Source organism: Tritonibacter mobilis F1926 (assembly GCF_000376545.2).
Taxonomy (GTDB): Bacteria; Pseudomonadota; Alphaproteobacteria; order Rhodobacterales; family Rhodobacteraceae; genus Epibacterium; species Epibacterium mobile.
In genome coordinates, this window is sequence record NZ_CP015230.1 from 206042 (window position 1) to 220739 (window position 14698).

A 14698-nucleotide genomic window follows, 5' to 3' on the forward strand; every position below is an offset into this window, starting at 1 on the left:
AAAGTCAGCGGGCGACAAATTTGCGCCTTGATTTGCAAAGTGGTTTCAGAGCAAATCCTCCTATGGTTGAATTTCTCTTTTTTGCATTTTTAGTTGGCCTTCTGGTTTTTCTCCTGCGTCGCCGTGGGACACAGGCCGCAAGGCTCGCCATTATTGATGGGTCGAACCTGCTCTACTGGAAGGGTGAGGCTCTATCGTTGGAGCCTGTGATAGATGCTATCGAGGCGTTGGAGACAGCCGGCTACCGCCCTTGCGTAGTCTTCGACGCGAACGCAGGCTATCTGGTGGCCGGACGCTACTTGAACGGGCCGAGCTTTGCCAAAAGGCTTGGCCTTCGGTCTGCGCAGTCTCATGTGGTGCACAAGGGCGAACCTGCTGATCCGCATATCCTAAAGCTGGCGCGCGACAGCGGCGGGATCGTGATTTCCCGTGACCGGTTTCGCGATTGGGAACAGGAGTTTGTGCAGGAGACTGCCGCGGGCAGGGTGGTGCGTGGTGGCTATCGCCGTGACAAGATCTGGCTCGATCTGCCAAAGGAAAAGGTCTCTTAGCGGCGCTGATTGGGCAAGGGCGGGGGCGCGACCTACGAGGGCGGCCCGCCCCGTGATGTGTGCGGGAAGTGCAAGAGTTGGCGCGCCAGATAGAGGCTTGAGGACGCTCAAACAGCGCCCATTTGGGTTGCAACGCGCAACCTCGCGCGCCGGAAGAGGTAAGCAGGCGCGTAACAGGGCTTGGGCTGGAGGCGGTGAGCTTCTCCAAGCCGAGAACAGTAGTCTATGTGATTTACCGTTCGCATCCACCGGAGATGTACTTACAAAGTTCTGCTCAGAGGAGCAGTGGACGTTGTCGAAAGTTGAGTATTGAATGTCTGGGTTTCTGATTTGATTAAGATGCCATTCTCATTCCTGAAGAGAATGGCGCAGCTGGTATTTGGCGCTGGTCTCATGCTCATGGGGGTTGGTTTAACGCTGGTTGCGCTGCTGTCTCTCCAAGATAACGTCGAGAAAGCAATCAAGGGCAATAGCGAGCGACTGAGAGCTGTTCAGCTTCGTTTTCTACATCCCGGCTATTTTGTTGGTGCTTTCAACGAGTTTGATGTCAGTGGTTGGTTCGCTGGCTTGGCGGGTTCTTACGACGTTGATAAGGGAACGAGGTCATACGCTGTTTTTAGCGCGTTCCCCCTTAGCAAGGAGGGCCCGCATATGTTCGTATCCATGGCTTTGCGGACTACGGGGATATTGACGCCCGTCGCATCAACAACGACCTTCGGCGCAAGGGGTACGATTTGCAGGGAAAAATTTACTATGCGGAGGTGTTCACTGACAGGCGTGGGCGAGCCGTGGTGTGGCTTTGGATCGGCGAGATTGTATTCTTGGGCTTTAGCGTTGGCATGGTGTTTCTGGGTTTTGTTTTGATCCGTTCTGAGAGGGAAAGTTTGCGATGATCCATAAAGCCTCTCCTCCCCCTTGCCACACTGTCGCAACAGGTGTAACAGGCCCCATCCCGCACTGCGGGAAATGGGCGGGGTGATTCCCGCCTTTTGGGTTCGATGAGGGTGCGTGACGAGCACGGGACCTTCCTCTCAACCCCAACGCCTGACTAAAAGGCTATACGATGCAAAGCCAAAACATCCGTATCCGGCTGAAGGCATTTGACTATCGTGTGCTGGATGCGTCCACACAAGAGATCGTCAACACTGCCAAGCGGACCGGCGCACAAGTGCGCGGCCCGATCCCGCTGCCGAACAAGATCGAGAAATTCACTGTTCTGCGTGGTCCCCACGTGGACAAGAAATCCCGCGATCAGTTCGAGATCCGTACGCACAAGCGTCTTCTCGACATCGTCGACCCGACGCCTCAGACCGTGGACGCGCTGATGAAGCTCGACCTGGCTGCTGGCGTTGACGTCGAAATCAAGCTGCAGTCATAAGATCGGAGGGTAATTCATATGCGCTCTGGTATTATCGCAAAAAAAGTGGGCATGACCCGCTTGTTCATGGAAGACGGCAAGCAGATCCCTGTAACCGTTCTTTCCCTTGATGGCCTGCAGGTTGTCGCTCAGCGTACCGAAGACAAAGACGGTTATACTGCCGTTCAGCTCGGTGCTGGTTCCGCTAAAGTAAAGCGCGTCTCCAAGGCGATGCGCGGTCACTTCGCGGCCTCCAAAGTTGAGCCCAAGCGTAAGCTGGTTGAATTCCGCGTTCCTGCGGATGGCCTGATCGAAGTCGGCGCGGAAATCTCCGCCGAGCACTTCCTGGAAGGTCAAAAAGTCGACGTCACCGGTACCTCCATTGGTAAAGGTTTCGCCGGTGCAATGAAGCGCTGGAACTTCGGCGGTCTGCGTGCCTCTCACGGCGTGTCGATCTCTCACCGTTCCCACGGTTCCACCGGTCAGTGTCAGGATCCGGGCAAAGTCTTCAAAGGTAAGAAGATGGCCGGTCACATGGGCGCTGCACGCGTGACCACCCAGAACCTCGAGGTTGTCAAAACCGACGCCGACCGTGGTCTGGTCTTCATCAAAGGCGCTGTTCCTGGTCCGAAATCCGGCTGGGTCACCGTCAAAGACGCCGTGAAGAAGAAAGCACCCGAAGGTCTGCCGTTCCCGGCGGCTCTGAAGACTGCTGCTGAAGCTGCGGCTGAAGCACCCGCGGAAGGGGGTGAAGCATGAAACTTGACGTGATCAAACTGGACGGCGGCAAAGCGGGCGACATCGAACTGTCCGAAGACCTGTTCGGCCTGGAGCCGCGTGCGGACATCCTGCACCGTATGGTCCGTTGGCAGCGCAACAACGCGCAGGCCGGCACCCATAAGGTGAAGACCCGCTCCGAGACCTCCTACTCCACCAAGAAGATCTACCGCCAAAAAGGCACCGGTGGCGCACGCCACGGCGACCGTAACGCGCCGATCTTCCGCAAAGGTGGTATCTACAAGGGTCCGACCCCGCGTAGCCACGGCCACGATCTGACCAAGAAATTCCGCAAGCTGGGTCTGCGCCACGCGCTGTCCGCCAAAGCAAAAGCGGGTGAACTGGTCGTGATCGAGAACGCAGAAGCCGAAGGCAAGACCGCCGCTCTGGCCAAACAGGTTGCAAACCTGGGCTGGAAACGCGCTCTGGTCATCGACGGTGCTGCCGTCAACGAAGGCTTCGCTCGTGCCGCCAAGAACATCGAAGGTCTGGATATCCTGCCGTCGATGGGCGCAAACGTCTATGACATCCTGAAGCGTGACACCCTCGTGCTCACGAAGTCGGCTGTCGAAGCACTGGAGGCTCGCCTGAAATGAGCGCGAAGGCAGAACACTACGACGTGATCCGCAAGCCGATCATCACCGAGAAATCCACCATGGCGTCCGAGCACGGCGCAGTGGTGTTCGAGGTGGCAATCGACTCCAACAAACCGCAGATCAAAGAAGCTGTTGAGGCTCTCTTTGGTGTGAAGGTCAAAGCGGTCAACACCACCGTCACCAAGGGTAAGGTCAAGCGTTTTCGCGGCCAGCTGGGCAAGCGGAAAGACGTGAAAAAAGCCTACGTCACCCTGGAAGAAGGCAACACCATCGACGTGTCCACCGGACTCTGAGATTTGTTTGTCTGAGAATTGAAAAGGCCCCTGCGCAAGCGGGGGCCTTTTTCGTGGTGCGATCTACTCGCTCAGAAACTCATCCAAGCGCGCCAAAATTCTCTCTCGTGCGGAAGCTGGCAGGACGCACGGCCTTGCGATGTGCTCCAGAATAGCTTCTGCGCGTTCTCGCGGCCAATTTTTGCCCAATAGCATGGTCTCCAACTGTCCCGCTAGCAGATCAATTTCACGTGGGTCTGTGACGTCTCTGGTGAAGGTGCTACGATAGGCATCTTCGCCGACCTGATCGATGTAGCGGGTTTGAATGGCGTCAATGAGCGCCTGCCAAACAGGGTTTCCGACCAAAAGAAACCGCTCATCAGGGCAGAGTTGCCCTATATGGATGCAGTTCAGCAGATGCTGTAGTTCTTCATCAGTTCCGGATATTTCCAGTTTCATGATTGGCCTTACTAGAATGAATTCTGGATGAAACGTTTGCGTTGTAGTTTCTACCGTGCGCGTCTTCAAAGGGAGGCAAGCGGAAAAGAGTTAAAGAAGCCTACGTGACCTAAAGATGCAAGTCTGCGACTATTGCGTGTGCTATATGCGATGCTTCTTTTGCGGTGGGGGCGCGCAGGTTTAAAAAAGGAAGATTAGATATGTTCAGGATTTTTGCTTCCGGGTTGGTTCTATCTGTTGTTGTGGCTGCTTGCTCTTCTGTGAGTGAGTCGCCGAGTCAGAATGTCGATGGTTTCAATATCTTTTGGAAAGACTTTGGGAAGATCAGTTCAGTCCACCCGGGAAGTTTGGAGCTGAATGCTGGTGAGGGGATCTATATGTTCGGTCGCACCTCGGCGCCGACGTATACTCTGTCGAATGGAGATGTGATTGTTCACAATTATAACTCCTGTGATAAGTATACAGGTGATCCAAGTGGTCTCTATGCTGAGTGTTGGAATAAGGGTGTAAGGGCCGAGAATGCTGCGTCATCCCGTCTGTCATTCGCTAAATTCGTAGAGGTTGCGGAAGTTGCGGTCCGGCGTGAGGGTTCATGCCAATGGGTTGGCTACGATCGGGCGTTCGACCTGCAGGCTCGAAGTATTGGTTTGGTCGCAAGTAGCAAGGATGAGCGTTTGTTTTTTGCAAAACTGCGCTGCGGTTAAGTGGCGGGAGCATATTAGGTGTTCTGCAGGGCTGGGAAGATCTTGCAGGGCATTTGGGGTTTCGATCCCCATTGCCACCTCCCTCAACCTCTGCTACATGGCACCAATCCTGACAGGCCTCGGATTCGTTCCGGGGCCGTTATCTTTGTCGGGACATTCGACCCAGGGACCTTCGGGGCCCTTCATTGGTCACCTGAACCCGGCGTGGATGCGCCAAGGCAGGGGGCTTTAACATAGCGGTGCCAAAGACAAGAACCTAAGGCACTGCACGCTAAACGGAAGACAGAAAGCATGGCACTTAAGTCGTATAAACCGACGACGCCGGGCCAGCGTGGGCTGGTTCTGATCGACCGTTCGGAGCTTTGGAAAGGGCGTCCGGTCAAGTCTCTCACTGAGGGTTTGACCAAATCGGGCGGCCGGAACAACACCGGACGGATCACTTCTCGCCGCCGTGGTGGTGGCGCAAAGCGTCTTTACCGGATCGTTGACTTCAAACGGAATAAATTTGATGTCGCCGCGACCGTCGAGCGCATTGAATATGACCCCAACCGGACTGCCTTCATCGCATTGGTGAAGTATGACGACGGCGAGCAGGCTTATATCCTCGCGCCGCAGCGTCTGGCAGTTGGTGACAAGGTCATCGCCTCCGCAAAGGCAGACATCAAGCCGGGCAACGCAATGCCGTTCTCGGGCATGCCGATCGGTACCATCGTTCACAACATCGAAATGAAGCCCGGCAAAGGCGGCCAGATCGCCCGTGCAGCCGGTACTTACGCTCAGTTCGTTGGTCGTGATGGTGGCTACGCTCAGATCCGCCTGTCCTCGGGTGAACTGCGCTTGGTCCGTCAGGAATGCATGGCCACCGTCGGTGCCGTGTCCAACCCCGACAACTCCAACCAGAACTACGGTAAAGCCGGTCGTATGCGCCACAAGGGCAAGCGTCCGAGCGTCCGTGGTGTGGTTATGAACCCGATCGACCACCCCCATGGTGGTGGTGAAGGTCGGACCTCCGGTGGTCGTCACCCGGTGACCCCATGGGGTAAGCCGACCAAGGGTAAGCGCACCCGCAACACCAACAAGGCGTCGCAGAAGCTGATCATCCGCTCGCGTCACGCTAAGAAGAAAGGGCGCTAATCTATGACTCGCTCTGTATGGAAAGGCCCCTTCGTCGATGCTTACGTGCTGAAAAAAGCCGAAGCAGCGCGCGAGTCCGGCCGCAATGAAGTGATCAAGATCTGGTCCCGTCGTTCCACCATTCTGCCCCAGTTCGTGGGTCTGACCTTTGGTGTGTACAACGGCCAGAAGCACATTCCCGTCAACGTCTCGGAAGACATGATTGGTCAGAAGTTCGGTGAGTATTCCCCGACCCGCACCTATTATGGTCACGCCGCTGACAAAAAAGCGAAGCGGAAGTAAGTCATGGGCAAGGATAAAAACCCCCGCCGCGTGGCAGACAACGAAGCAATGGCGAAAATCCGCATGCTTCGCACCAGCCCGCAGAAACTGAACCTGGTGGCTCAGATGATCCGTGGCAAGAAAGTGGACAAGGCTCTGACCGACCTCACTTTCTCCAACAAGCGGATCGCGCAGGACGTGAAGAAATGCCTTCAGTCCGCCATCGCGAACGCCGAAAACAACCACAACCTTGACGTCGATGAACTGATCGTCGCCGAGGCATGGGTCGGCAAGAACCTGACCATGAAGCGCGGTCGTCCGCGGGCCCGTGGTCGCTTCGGCAAGATCCTGAAGCCGTTCGCTGAGATCACCATCAAGGTGCGTCAAGTTGAGGAGCAAGCCTAATGGGACATAAAGTCAATCCGGTTGGCATGCGCCTGCAGATCAACCGCACCTGGGACAGCCGCTGGTACGCTGACACCAAGGACTACGGTGATCTCCTCCTCGAGGACATCAAGATCCGTGAGTTCATCAAGGAAGAGTGCAAGCAGGCCGGTGTTGCCCGCGTGATCATCGAACGCCCCCACAAGAAGTGCCGTGTGACAATTCACACCGCGCGTCCGGGCGTGATCATCGGCAAAAAAGGCGCGGACATCGAAGTTCTTCGTAAGAAGATCGCTTCCATGACCGACTCCGAGCTGCACTTGAACATTGTTGAGGTTCGCAAGCCGGAACTCGACGCACAGCTCGTTGGCGAGTCCATCGCTCAGCAGCTGGAGCGCCGTGTGTCCTTCCGTCGCGCGATGAAGCGGGCCGTGCAGAACGCCATGCGCATGGGCGCCCTGGGTATCCGGGTGAACGTCGCTGGTCGTCTGGGCGGTGCAGAAATCGCACGTACCGAATGGTACCGTGAAGGTCGTGTGCCGTTGCACACCCTGCGCGCAGACATCGATTACGCACACTCTGAAGCATCCACCCCCTATGGTATCATCGGTATCAAGGTCTGGATCTTCAAAGGTGAGATCATGGAGCATGATCCTCAGGCGCGTGATCGCAAGGCTCAGGAACTCCAGGACGGTCCGGCACCTCGCGGTGCAGGCGGCAACCGTCGTGGCGATCGCTAAGGAGAACGCGACATGCTTCAGCCAAAGCGTACTAAATTCCGCAAGATGCACAAAGGCCGGATCAAAGGCCTCGCAAAAGGCGGTTCCGACCTGAACTTCGGCACCTACGGCCTGAAGGCAGTGACACCCGAGCGTGTGACAGCCCGTCAGATCGAAGCTGCACGTCGTGCAATGACCCGTCACATGAAACGTCAAGGTCGTGTCTGGATCCGTATCTTCCCGGACACCCCGGTGACCTCCAAGCCCGTCGAAGTGCGTATGGGTAAAGGTAAAGGCTCCGTGGACTTCTGGGCGTGCAAAGTGAAGCCGGGCCGCGTGATGTTTGAAATTGACGGCGTCAATGAAGACATCGCCCGCGAAGCTCTGCGCCTCGCAGCCATGAAGCTGCCGGTTCAGACCCGCATCGTGGTGCGCGAAGACTGGTAATCCCGGTTTTCCGTAACTGATTAAGCCCCCCGTCAGGCAACTGGCGGGGGGCTTTTCGTTTGATACGGCGGCCACTGCGGGCGGGCGGTTCAACCCGGCAGAGCGCCGCGCAGTTCCTCATAGCTGATTGCCACATGCGCTAGATATGCAGGGCGTTCCATCAGGTGCTCATAATACCGCCGCAAATTTGGCAGCTTCGGGCGCGCGATATCGATGTCAAAATATCGATAGAGCACATGCCCCATCTGAATGTCTGCCAAGGTGAAACTATCGCCAGAAAGCCAAGTGTTGTGCTGCAGGTGCTCCTCGGCGATCAATAAATTTGCATGAAGAACGCGAAGGGCAGAGGCGATGGCCTCCGGGTCTTTGTCGGCCTCAGGCGTGCGGACAACCCGCCAAAAGACCGGCCCCGTAAACTGCAGCGCGACATTGAGCTTGGCCCATTCTGCCCATTTATCCACCTGCGCGCGCTCTGCGGGGGCTTTGGGCCAGAAGGAGGAGGGCCCGTAGCGGTCTGCCAGATAGCGCAGAATTGCGCCCGTCTCCCATAAGGCCTCACCACCGTTATCTTTTAGGACGGGAACCGTGCGGTTTGGGTTCATCCTCGCAAAGCTTTCCGTGTCGGTCACCCCATAGATAAAACCCGCATCATGGCGCACCGCTTCAAGGTTCAACTCTTCAACGCACCACATCAAGGCCTGAACATTTGATGATGATCTGCGCCCCCAAATTTCCAGCATTGCGGTGACCTTTCTGCGTGTTTGATATGCGGCGATGCTAAGGCGCTGCACCGCCAAAGAAAATCACCTTGTTCTGGAGGGGGCGATGGCAGCGGTTCGTATCGGCTCGGGTGGGTGAATTCACGCTGATCTCATGCTGAATTGGTCAATTGTTCATGAATTGTTCCTATGGTCGTTGCTGCGTGGATGACACGCGTTTTGACTGAATGAGGCTGCATCATGATACCCATACGACGCGTTTTGCTTTGCAGTTTGGCCCTAAGCCTGAGTGTTGTGATGTCCTGCACACAAGAGCCTCTTTCTATCGACAGTTCTGACCCGTCGCAGGTCACCCGGATCTCTCAGGCGCCCTATCGGTATCAGGATGCCACCTATTGGACGTTGGCCAATGGCTGCACCTACTCCCGCGGGATTTCAGGCCGCGGAGGCTGGCGCTGGTTCTTGGTGGGGAATCCAATGGCATCGGATCGGGGCATGGTGATCGAGGGCTGCGCCTATGTTTTTGATGACCCGCCCAGAGCTAACGGCTGAGAACCATTCATTCAGATTCTGCACATAAACTCCGGCTCGGAATAGAAACCAACAAAAGGGAGCTTCCTCATGAATTTCGTAACCAGTGTCGCCACCGCCGTTGCCCTTGGTCTTGGAGGGGCCGCGCAGGCCGCAGATGTCATGTTGTTGACCGAGGATTATGCGCCCATGAATTTTGAGCGCGACGGCGAAATCGTCGGCCTCGGGGCGGATCAGGTCTTTGAAATGATGAACCGTGCCGGGATCACCTATGAGGCGGAACTGACGCAATGGTCACGCGCCATCGGTCAGGCGGAACGTCGCCCCAATACTTGCGTGTTCAGCACCACGCACACCGAAGAGCGCGACCCGAACTTTCAGTGGGTTGAACCTCTGGCGAGCGACAGCACCATTCTGGTGCGCAAGGCGGGCAGCGATATCGCTCCGGCCTCAATCGACGATGCGCGCGGATATCGAACCGGCACCCAGACCGGGGACTACACGGTTGGAGTGCTGGAGGAGGCAGGGTTTGAGGCGATCGATCTCGCACCCTCGCAATCTGCGACGCTCAAAAAACTGCTTCAGGGCCGTATTGATCTGATGGCGACCTCTGGTTCGTTCCTAGAGGCAGCACTTGCCGATGGGGCCGAGATCGAAGAGGCGCTGGTGATTTCAACAACCACCATGTCGGTGGCCTGTAGCCACAAGACCGATCAGGCACTTGTCGCACGTATGCAAGAGGCGCTGCAGAGCATGATTGACGACGGCACGCAGGCCGAAATCATGGCGAAATACGAATAACCGGTCACCCTGTGTGACACAGCACACGCCCACGTCGGGCGTGTGCACCCATGCAAAAATAGATCCCGAGAGCCGCGTGCGGAATGCGGGGCCTCTCGCCAAACCTGCCGCGCTTGCGCTATGAGAGCGCCATGGCCCAGATCGATTCCCTCTTTGTGACCCGCCTTTACCGGGCTGCGCTCTCCGAGCACGGCCCCAAGATTGACCCGCAGGAGATGGAAGCCTCCTGCATCACCATCGCCGAGGATGACGAGGCGGGGCAGGACTGGTGCGAGGAAAACGGCTATCCCGGCTATACCTCCTATGCGTCGCTCACCGATCTGCCGTGGCGGTTCCCGATCTTTGCCGATCTGGTCAAGTCGCTGGACGCACATGTCGGGGCCTTTGCGCAGGATCTGGAACTCAATCTCGACGGGCGAGAGCTGAAGCTGGAGGATCTGTGGATCAACATCCTGCCCGAAGGCGGCACCCATGCCAGCCACATCCATCCGCATTCCGTGATCTCTGGCACCACCTATGTGTCGATGCCGGACGGGGCCTCGGCGCTGAAGCTGGAAGACCCGCGTCACGCCATGATGATGGCGCACCCACCCCGCACCAAAGACTGTCGCCGTGAGCTGCGCACCTTTGTCTACGAGGCACCAAATGTGGGCGATGTCCTCTTGTGGGAGAGCTTCATTCGCCATGAGGTGCCGATGAACATGTCCGAAGACGAGCGGATTTCCGTGTCTTTCAACTACGCTTGGGCCTGAGCGCGCCAGACAGATTGTAAATACCCGCAAAGCTGCATAGCCTCTTGGAAAACACTTCCGAGAGGCTTTTTCATGGCGCGGCGTTCACCTTTTGAAATCGGCGGCTTTCATATTCCGCCCGGCACGAGGCGCACGGTCGATCTGCCGGTGAGCGTGTTGTCCGACCATACGCCGGTCAATATGTCCGCCCATGTCATCCACGGCGCTGAGGAGGGCCCGACGCTGTTTGTGTCTGCGGCCATCCATGGCGATGAGGTGATCGGCGTGGAAATTGCCCGCCGCCTGTTGCGCAGCCGCCAGTTTTCGCGCTTGCGCGGCACGCTGATCGTTGTGCCCATCGTCAACACCTTCGGCTTTCTCAATCATTCGCGTTATCTGCCGGACCGGCGCGACCTCAATCGCTGTTTTCCCGGCAGCGAAGGCGGCTCACTCGCCAGCCGTCTGGCGCATCTCTTTATGACCGAGATCGTGGCCCGCTCGGACCTCGGTATTGATCTGCATTCCGCTGCGATCCACCGCACAAACCTGCCGCAGATCCGCGTTTCTCCCAAGGCGCAAGAGACTCTCGCCTATGCTGATGCCTTTGGCGCGCCGGTGGTGATCCGCTCGGGCTTGCGCGATGGCTCCCTTCGCAAAGAAGCGCAAAAGGCGGGCGTTGATATTCTGCTCTATGAAGCAGGGGAGGGGCTGAGGTTTGACGAGCAATCGGCCCGTGTTGGCGTTGCGGGTATCCTACGGGTGATGCATGCGCTCGATATGATCCCTGAGGACGGCGTACCCTTGGCCGAAGGCGTGCCGGTACGCGCCGCCGATTCTGTGTGGGAGCGCGCGCCGGCAGGGGGGCTGCTGCGCGCCTATAAAACCATCGGTGAGATGGTCGAGCCCGGTGACGTGCTGGGGATCGTTGCAGATCCTTTCGGCGAGGAAGAGATGGAACTGACCGCCAGCCAGACGGGCCTCATCATCGGCCGCGCCAACCTACCCATCGTGAACGAGGGGGATGCGTTGTTTCACATCGCAACCGTGAACTCAGCAACCGCAGAGCAGCAGATCGAGACGCTGAACGCGCAGCTTGATGGGGCAGCGATGTTTGATGAGGACGAGATTATCTGATGCGCAAAGGGCTGCTCGTAAGCTTTGTTCTCATTTCACCCGTGGTATTTTATAACATTGCGAAGCTCTTTTTCTGGTTGACGGTTACGTCAACTCTCGCGAGGCAAGGGGCAGATCGATCATACTTAGACATAGTAATCACCGGTGTATTTGCATGGTTGTTCAGTGTGATCGCCTTTTCCCTGATCTTCGGTGGTCTTTTTGAAAAATGTATAAGACCTGAGGGCGTAAGCGTGGCGGGCTTGCGGCGGAATCTGTCTATTGGGGTCTTTGTGGTGACGCTCGCTGCGTGCGGTTTGAATGCTGGCTTGATCTTTTCAGGGATTGCGACGGCACGTGACGCAATGGTCATTATGGGCGGCGCCATTGTCGTGGGCCTTGGCGCACTCGTTTGGGTGACAAGCACAAGGGCTGTTAAGTAGCCACAGGATTTCCCTTGCCCTCCCAGCCCCCCTCCTGTAGAGGGACGCATCGCTCACCGCAATTCGCGAGTCGGATTGTGTCGGGCGATTCTTTTTCTGCATATCCTGCAGACGACATAACCCACCAGGGTAAAGGGTGACCCACCATAAGGGGCCCTCTGGTGCCAAGGAAAGGAACGCAAGGCGATGAACGCCAAGGATCTGCGCGACAAAACCGTGGACGAGCTCCGCGATGAACTCGCAAACCTCAAAAAAGAGAGCTTCAACCTGCGCTTTCAACAAGCGACCGGTCAGCTGGAAAACACTGCAGGCATCAAAGCGGCACGCCGCAACGCTGCTCGCGTGAAAACCATCCTGAACGAAAAAGCCGCAGCAGCGGCCGAATAAGGAGCCTCTCAGATGCCCAAACGTATCCTGCAAGGCGTCGTGACCTCCGACGCAAACGCTCAGACCGTCACCGTGTCCGTGGAACGTCGTTTCACACACCCGGTTCTGAAGAAAACCATCCGTAAGTCCAAAAAATACCGGGCTCACGATGAAAAGAACGCTTTCAAGGTCGGCGACTCCGTACGCATCATCGAATGCGCGCCGAAATCGAAAACGAAACGCTGGGAAGTTCTGGAAGCCTAAGAGCCTCGTCTGAGGCTCCTGGCGACTAGGCTTTTTAGCACAGTCGAAACCCTGGGGGATCACAGCACGCATCGCTGCCCCAAAGGTCGGGAGAAACCACATGATCCAGATGCAAACAAATCTGGATGTAGCTGATAACTCCGGCGCTCGCCGAGTTCAGTGCATCAAGGTTCTGGGTGGCTCCAAGCGTAAGTACGCTTCCGTTGGCGACATTATTGTTGTCTCGGTTAAAGAAGCCATCCCGCGCGGTCGCGTGAAGAAGGGTGACGTCCGTAAGGCCGTTGTCGTTCGCACCGCCAAAGAGGTCCGTCGTGAAGACGGCACCGCAATCCGTTTTGACCGTAACGCTGCTGTTATCCTGAATAACAACAACGAGCCGGTCGGCACCCGTATCTTCGGCCCGGTTGTTCGCGAACTTCGCGCGAAGAACTTCATGAAGATCATCTCGCTCGCTCCGGAGGTGCTCTAATGGCTGCTAAACTGCGCAAAGGCGACAAGGTCGTCGTGCTTGCTGGTCGCGATAAGGGCAAAGAAGGCACCATTGCCTCCGTTGACCCCAAAGCCGGTAAAGCTGTCGTAGATGGCGTGAACATGGCCATCCGTCACACCCGTCAGACCCAGACATCGCAAGGTGGCCGCCTGCCCAAGGCCCTGCCGATCGATCTTTCGAACCTGGCTCTGCTGGACTCCAACGGCAAAGCAACCCGCGTCGGCTTCCGCGAAGAAGACGGCAAGAAGGTGCGCTTTGCAAAAACCACCGGGGAGACTGTCTGATGCTTGACGATGCAACCTACACCCCGCGTCTGAAGACCCTCTACAAGGACACCATCCGTGGCGCCCTCAAAGAGGAATTCGGCTACAAGAACGAGATGATGATCCCTAAGCTGGACAAAATCGTTCTGAACATCGGCTGCGGCCGTGCAGCCGTCAAAGACAGCAAGAAGGCGAAATCGGCTCAGGAAGACCTGACCAAGATCGCCGGTCAGAAAGCGCTGACCACCGTTGCAAAGAACTCCATCGCTGGCTTCCGTGTTCGTGAAGGCATGCCGATGGGTGCAAAGGTGACCCTGCGTGGCGAGCGGATGTATGAATTCCTCGACCGTCTGATCACCATCGCGATGCCCCGGATCCGCGACTTCCGCGGTGTGTCCGGCACCTCTTTCGACGGTCGTGGCAACTACGCCCTTGGCCTGAAAGAGCACATCGTGTTCCCGGAAATCGATTTCGACAAGATCGACGAAGCCTGGGGCATGGACATCGTAATTGCCACCACCGCGAACACCGACGCGGAAGCTAAGGCGCTGTTGAAAGCTTTCAACATGCCCTTCAACAGCTGATCGCGGAGAGGAAGAGACCATGGCTAAAAAAGCAATGATCGAACGCGAGAAAAAGCGCGAGCGCCTGGTGGCCAAATACGCTGCCAAACGTGCCGAGCTTAAAGAGATCGCGAATGACGAATCCCGCCCGATGGAAGAGCGTTTCAAAGCGCGTCTGAAACTGGCGAAACTGCCGCGCAACAGCTCGGCAACCCGTCTGCATAACCGCTGCCAGCTGACCGGCCGTCCCCACGCTTACTACCGTAAGCTGAAGGTAAGCCGGATCGCTCTGCGGGAACTGGGCTCCAATGGCCAGATCCCCGGCATGGTGAAATCGAGCTGGTAAGGGAGAGACAATATGAACGATCCTATCGGCGATATGCTCACCCGTATCCGTAACTCTCAACTGCGTGGCAAATCCACTGTCATGACTCCGGCGTCCAAATTGCGCGCTTGGGTTCTGGATGTGCTGCAGTCCGAGGGCTACATCCGCGGCTATGAGAGCGCGACTGATGAACGCGGCCACCCGGCGCTGGAAATCAGCCTGAAGTACTACGAAGGCGAACCTGTTATTCGCGAACTGAAGCGGGTCTCCAAACCCGGTCGTCGCGTTTACATGGGCGTCAATGACATCCCGTCGGTCCGTCAGGGCCTGGGTGTGTCGATTGTCTCCACCCCCAAAGGTGTGATGTCGGATGCAAACGCACGCGCGGCCAACGTTGGTGGCGAAGTGCTTTGCACCGTCTTCTAAGG

Annotated in this window: 26 protein-coding genes; 24 read left to right on the forward strand and 2 right to left on the reverse strand. The window is 57.0% G+C overall.

The window, feature by feature from the left end; translation table 11 throughout:
- Positions 1 to 62 precede the first annotated feature (62 nt).
- The 6 genes from K529_RS00940 to K529_RS00965 all read left to right on the forward strand — a co-directional run bounded on the left by K529_RS00940 (position 63) and on the right by K529_RS00965 (position 3574).
- The gene (locus tag K529_RS00940; protein ID WP_005621950.1) at positions 63 to 551 is read left to right on the forward strand and encodes an NYN domain-containing protein; all 489 of its coding nucleotides are present in this window, start codon (positions 63 to 65) and stop codon (positions 549 to 551) included.
- A gap of 363 nt (positions 552 to 914) precedes the next feature.
- A complete protein-coding gene (locus K529_RS00945) occupies positions 915 to 1415 on the forward strand; it encodes a hypothetical protein (RefSeq protein ID WP_065327216.1) in 501 nt (166 codons plus the stop codon).
- A gap of 199 nt (positions 1416 to 1614) precedes the next feature.
- Complete coding sequence (gene rpsJ, locus K529_RS00950) at positions 1615 to 1929, forward strand: 30S ribosomal protein S10 (protein WP_005621947.1); 315 nt, start codon at positions 1615 to 1617, stop codon at positions 1927 to 1929.
- Between the two features lie 18 nt (positions 1930 to 1947).
- The gene (gene rplC, locus K529_RS00955) at positions 1948 to 2667 is read left to right on the forward strand and encodes a 50S ribosomal protein L3 (RefSeq protein WP_005621928.1); all 720 of its coding nucleotides are present in this window, start codon (positions 1948 to 1950) and stop codon (positions 2665 to 2667) included.
- Entirely contained in the window at positions 2664 to 3281 is a 618-nt protein-coding gene (gene rplD / locus K529_RS00960) for a 50S ribosomal protein L4 (protein WP_005621925.1), read from the forward strand. Before rplC ends, rplD begins: the two co-directional genes overlap by 4 nt.
- Positions 3278 to 3574: a 50S ribosomal protein L23 gene (locus K529_RS00965; protein WP_005621923.1), complete on the forward strand. Its 297-nt coding sequence runs from the start codon at positions 3278 to 3280 to the stop codon at positions 3572 to 3574. The genes rplD and K529_RS00965 overlap by 4 nt, the downstream gene beginning before the upstream one ends.
- 63 nt (positions 3575 to 3637) lie before the next feature.
- On the opposite strand, the gene K529_RS00970 is transcribed toward K529_RS00965, so the two are convergent.
- On the reverse strand, positions 3638 to 4012 hold the full coding sequence (locus tag K529_RS00970) for a hypothetical protein (protein ID WP_005621920.1): 375 nt from the start codon (positions 4010 to 4012) through the stop codon (positions 3638 to 3640).
- Positions 4013 to 4212: 200 nt separating this feature from the next.
- Here K529_RS00970 and K529_RS00975 point away from each other — a divergent pair, with 200 nt between their 5' ends.
- The 6 genes from K529_RS00975 (at position 4213) to rplP (ending at position 7661) form a co-directional block, all read left to right on the forward strand.
- The gene (locus K529_RS00975; protein WP_005621917.1) at positions 4213 to 4716 is read left to right on the forward strand and encodes a hypothetical protein; all 504 of its coding nucleotides are present in this window, start codon (positions 4213 to 4215) and stop codon (positions 4714 to 4716) included.
- 291 nt (positions 4717 to 5007) lie between these two features.
- Positions 5008 to 5850 (forward strand): 50S ribosomal protein L2, encoded by an 843-nt coding sequence (gene rplB / locus K529_RS00980; protein ID WP_005621914.1) that lies wholly within the window; start codon positions 5008 to 5010, stop codon positions 5848 to 5850.
- Between the two features lie 3 nt (positions 5851 to 5853).
- On the forward strand, positions 5854 to 6132 hold the full coding sequence (rpsS, locus tag K529_RS00985; RefSeq protein ID WP_005621910.1) for a 30S ribosomal protein S19: 279 nt from the start codon (positions 5854 to 5856) through the stop codon (positions 6130 to 6132).
- Between the two features lie 3 nt (positions 6133 to 6135).
- Positions 6136 to 6516 carry a 50S ribosomal protein L22 gene (gene rplV / locus K529_RS00990; protein WP_005621907.1) on the forward strand — a complete coding sequence of 127 codons (381 nt, stop codon included), beginning with the start codon at positions 6136 to 6138 and terminating at the stop codon, positions 6514 to 6516.
- Positions 6516 to 7235: a 30S ribosomal protein S3 gene (gene rpsC, locus K529_RS00995; protein WP_005621904.1), complete on the forward strand. Its 720-nt coding sequence runs from the start codon at positions 6516 to 6518 to the stop codon at positions 7233 to 7235. Before rplV ends, rpsC begins: the two co-directional genes overlap by 1 nt.
- A 12-nt stretch (positions 7236 to 7247) precedes the next feature.
- The gene (gene rplP / locus K529_RS01000; RefSeq protein ID WP_005621901.1) at positions 7248 to 7661 is read left to right on the forward strand and encodes a 50S ribosomal protein L16; all 414 of its coding nucleotides are present in this window, start codon (positions 7248 to 7250) and stop codon (positions 7659 to 7661) included.
- Between the two features lie 89 nt (positions 7662 to 7750).
- Here rplP and K529_RS01005 read toward each other — a convergent pair whose 3' ends face one another.
- Positions 7751 to 8401: a glutathione S-transferase family protein gene (locus K529_RS01005; protein ID WP_005621899.1), complete on the reverse strand. Its 651-nt coding sequence runs from the start codon at positions 8399 to 8401 to the stop codon at positions 7751 to 7753.
- 276 nt (positions 8402 to 8677) lie between these two features.
- Between K529_RS01005 and K529_RS01010 the strand changes: the two genes are divergently transcribed.
- The 12 genes from K529_RS01010 to rpsH all read left to right on the forward strand — a co-directional run bounded on the left by K529_RS01010 (position 8678) and on the right by rpsH (position 14696).
- On the forward strand, positions 8678 to 8932 hold the full coding sequence (locus K529_RS01010; RefSeq protein WP_005621896.1) for a hypothetical protein: 255 nt from the start codon (positions 8678 to 8680) through the stop codon (positions 8930 to 8932).
- 69 nt (positions 8933 to 9001) lie between these two features.
- Positions 9002 to 9712, forward strand: coding sequence for a substrate-binding periplasmic protein (locus K529_RS01015; protein ID WP_005621893.1), 711 nt, complete (start codon positions 9002 to 9004; stop codon positions 9710 to 9712).
- Positions 9713 to 9843: 131 nt separating this feature from the next.
- On the forward strand, positions 9844 to 10464 hold the full coding sequence (locus tag K529_RS01020) for a 2OG-Fe(II) oxygenase family protein (protein ID WP_040642357.1): 621 nt from the start codon (positions 9844 to 9846) through the stop codon (positions 10462 to 10464).
- Between the two features lie 72 nt (positions 10465 to 10536).
- Positions 10537 to 11577: a succinylglutamate desuccinylase/aspartoacylase family protein gene (locus K529_RS01025; protein ID WP_005621887.1), complete on the forward strand. Its 1041-nt coding sequence runs from the start codon at positions 10537 to 10539 to the stop codon at positions 11575 to 11577.
- Entirely contained in the window at positions 11577 to 11999 is a 423-nt protein-coding gene (locus tag K529_RS01030) for a hypothetical protein (protein WP_005621884.1), read from the forward strand. Before K529_RS01025 ends, K529_RS01030 begins: the two co-directional genes overlap by 1 nt.
- Positions 12000 to 12185: 186 nt before the next feature.
- Complete coding sequence (gene rpmC, locus K529_RS01035; protein ID WP_005621881.1) at positions 12186 to 12386, forward strand: 50S ribosomal protein L29; 201 nt, start codon at positions 12186 to 12188, stop codon at positions 12384 to 12386.
- A 12-nt stretch (positions 12387 to 12398) separates the two neighbouring features.
- The gene (gene rpsQ, locus K529_RS01040) at positions 12399 to 12629 is read left to right on the forward strand and encodes a 30S ribosomal protein S17 (protein ID WP_005621877.1); all 231 of its coding nucleotides are present in this window, start codon (positions 12399 to 12401) and stop codon (positions 12627 to 12629) included.
- A 100-nt stretch (positions 12630 to 12729) separates the two neighbouring features.
- Complete coding sequence (gene rplN / locus K529_RS01045) at positions 12730 to 13098, forward strand: 50S ribosomal protein L14 (RefSeq protein ID WP_005621870.1); 369 nt, start codon at positions 12730 to 12732, stop codon at positions 13096 to 13098.
- On the forward strand, positions 13098 to 13403 hold the full coding sequence (rplX, locus tag K529_RS01050; RefSeq protein ID WP_005621849.1) for a 50S ribosomal protein L24: 306 nt from the start codon (positions 13098 to 13100) through the stop codon (positions 13401 to 13403). Before rplN ends, rplX begins: the two co-directional genes overlap by 1 nt.
- Positions 13403 to 13966 carry a 50S ribosomal protein L5 gene (gene rplE, locus K529_RS01055; RefSeq protein ID WP_005621847.1) on the forward strand — a complete coding sequence of 188 codons (564 nt, stop codon included), beginning with the start codon at positions 13403 to 13405 and terminating at the stop codon, positions 13964 to 13966. The genes rplX and rplE overlap by 1 nt, the downstream gene beginning before the upstream one ends.
- A 19-nt stretch (positions 13967 to 13985) precedes the next feature.
- On the forward strand, positions 13986 to 14291 hold the full coding sequence (gene rpsN, locus K529_RS01060) for a 30S ribosomal protein S14 (RefSeq protein WP_005621844.1): 306 nt from the start codon (positions 13986 to 13988) through the stop codon (positions 14289 to 14291).
- 12 nt (positions 14292 to 14303) lie between these two features.
- Entirely contained in the window at positions 14304 to 14696 is a 393-nt protein-coding gene (rpsH, locus tag K529_RS01065) for a 30S ribosomal protein S8 (protein ID WP_005621841.1), read from the forward strand.
- Positions 14697 to 14698: the final 2 nt, after the last annotated feature.

Bases quoted from the DNA above. Each gene is read 5' to 3' on its own strand.
- K529_RS00940 (WP_005621950.1), top strand. From the start codon at position 63: ATGGTTGAATTTCTCTTTTTTGCATTTTTAGTTGGCCTTCTGGTTTTT.
- K529_RS00945 (WP_065327216.1), top strand. From the start codon at position 915: ATGGCGCAGCTGGTATTTGGCGCTGGTCTCATGCTCATGGGGGTTGGT.
- rpsJ (WP_005621947.1), top strand. From the start codon at position 1,615: ATGCAAAGCCAAAACATCCGTATCCGGCTGAAGGCATTTGACTATCGT.
- rplC (WP_005621928.1), top strand. From the start codon at position 1,948: ATGCGCTCTGGTATTATCGCAAAAAAAGTGGGCATGACCCGCTTGTTC.
- rplD (WP_005621925.1), top strand. From the start codon at position 2,664: ATGAAACTTGACGTGATCAAACTGGACGGCGGCAAAGCGGGCGACATC.
- K529_RS00965 (WP_005621923.1), top strand. From the start codon at position 3,278: ATGAGCGCGAAGGCAGAACACTACGACGTGATCCGCAAGCCGATCATC.
- K529_RS00970 (WP_005621920.1), bottom strand. From the start codon at position 4,012: ATGAAACTGGAAATATCCGGAACTGATGAAGAACTACAGCATCTGCTG.
- K529_RS00975 (WP_005621917.1), top strand. From the start codon at position 4,213: ATGTTCAGGATTTTTGCTTCCGGGTTGGTTCTATCTGTTGTTGTGGCT.
- rplB (WP_005621914.1), top strand. From the start codon at position 5,008: ATGGCACTTAAGTCGTATAAACCGACGACGCCGGGCCAGCGTGGGCTG.
- rpsS (WP_005621910.1), top strand. From the start codon at position 5,854: ATGACTCGCTCTGTATGGAAAGGCCCCTTCGTCGATGCTTACGTGCTG.
- rplV (WP_005621907.1), top strand. From the start codon at position 6,136: ATGGGCAAGGATAAAAACCCCCGCCGCGTGGCAGACAACGAAGCAATG.
- rpsC (WP_005621904.1), top strand. From the start codon at position 6,516: ATGGGACATAAAGTCAATCCGGTTGGCATGCGCCTGCAGATCAACCGC.
- rplP (WP_005621901.1), top strand. From the start codon at position 7,248: ATGCTTCAGCCAAAGCGTACTAAATTCCGCAAGATGCACAAAGGCCGG.
- K529_RS01005 (WP_005621899.1), bottom strand. From the start codon at position 8,401: ATGCTGGAAATTTGGGGGCGCAGATCATCATCAAATGTTCAGGCCTTG.
- K529_RS01010 (WP_005621896.1), top strand. From the start codon at position 8,678: ATGTCCTGCACACAAGAGCCTCTTTCTATCGACAGTTCTGACCCGTCG.
- K529_RS01015 (WP_005621893.1), top strand. From the start codon at position 9,002: ATGAATTTCGTAACCAGTGTCGCCACCGCCGTTGCCCTTGGTCTTGGA.
- K529_RS01020 (WP_040642357.1), top strand. From the start codon at position 9,844: ATGGCCCAGATCGATTCCCTCTTTGTGACCCGCCTTTACCGGGCTGCG.
- K529_RS01025 (WP_005621887.1), top strand. From the start codon at position 10,537: ATGGCGCGGCGTTCACCTTTTGAAATCGGCGGCTTTCATATTCCGCCC.
- K529_RS01030 (WP_005621884.1), top strand. From the start codon at position 11,577: ATGCGCAAAGGGCTGCTCGTAAGCTTTGTTCTCATTTCACCCGTGGTA.
- rpmC (WP_005621881.1), top strand. From the start codon at position 12,186: ATGAACGCCAAGGATCTGCGCGACAAAACCGTGGACGAGCTCCGCGAT.
- rpsQ (WP_005621877.1), top strand. From the start codon at position 12,399: ATGCCCAAACGTATCCTGCAAGGCGTCGTGACCTCCGACGCAAACGCT.
- rplN (WP_005621870.1), top strand. From the start codon at position 12,730: ATGATCCAGATGCAAACAAATCTGGATGTAGCTGATAACTCCGGCGCT.
- rplX (WP_005621849.1), top strand. From the start codon at position 13,098: ATGGCTGCTAAACTGCGCAAAGGCGACAAGGTCGTCGTGCTTGCTGGT.
- rplE (WP_005621847.1), top strand. From the start codon at position 13,403: ATGCTTGACGATGCAACCTACACCCCGCGTCTGAAGACCCTCTACAAG.
- rpsN (WP_005621844.1), top strand. From the start codon at position 13,986: ATGGCTAAAAAAGCAATGATCGAACGCGAGAAAAAGCGCGAGCGCCTG.
- rpsH (WP_005621841.1), top strand. From the start codon at position 14,304: ATGAACGATCCTATCGGCGATATGCTCACCCGTATCCGTAACTCTCAA.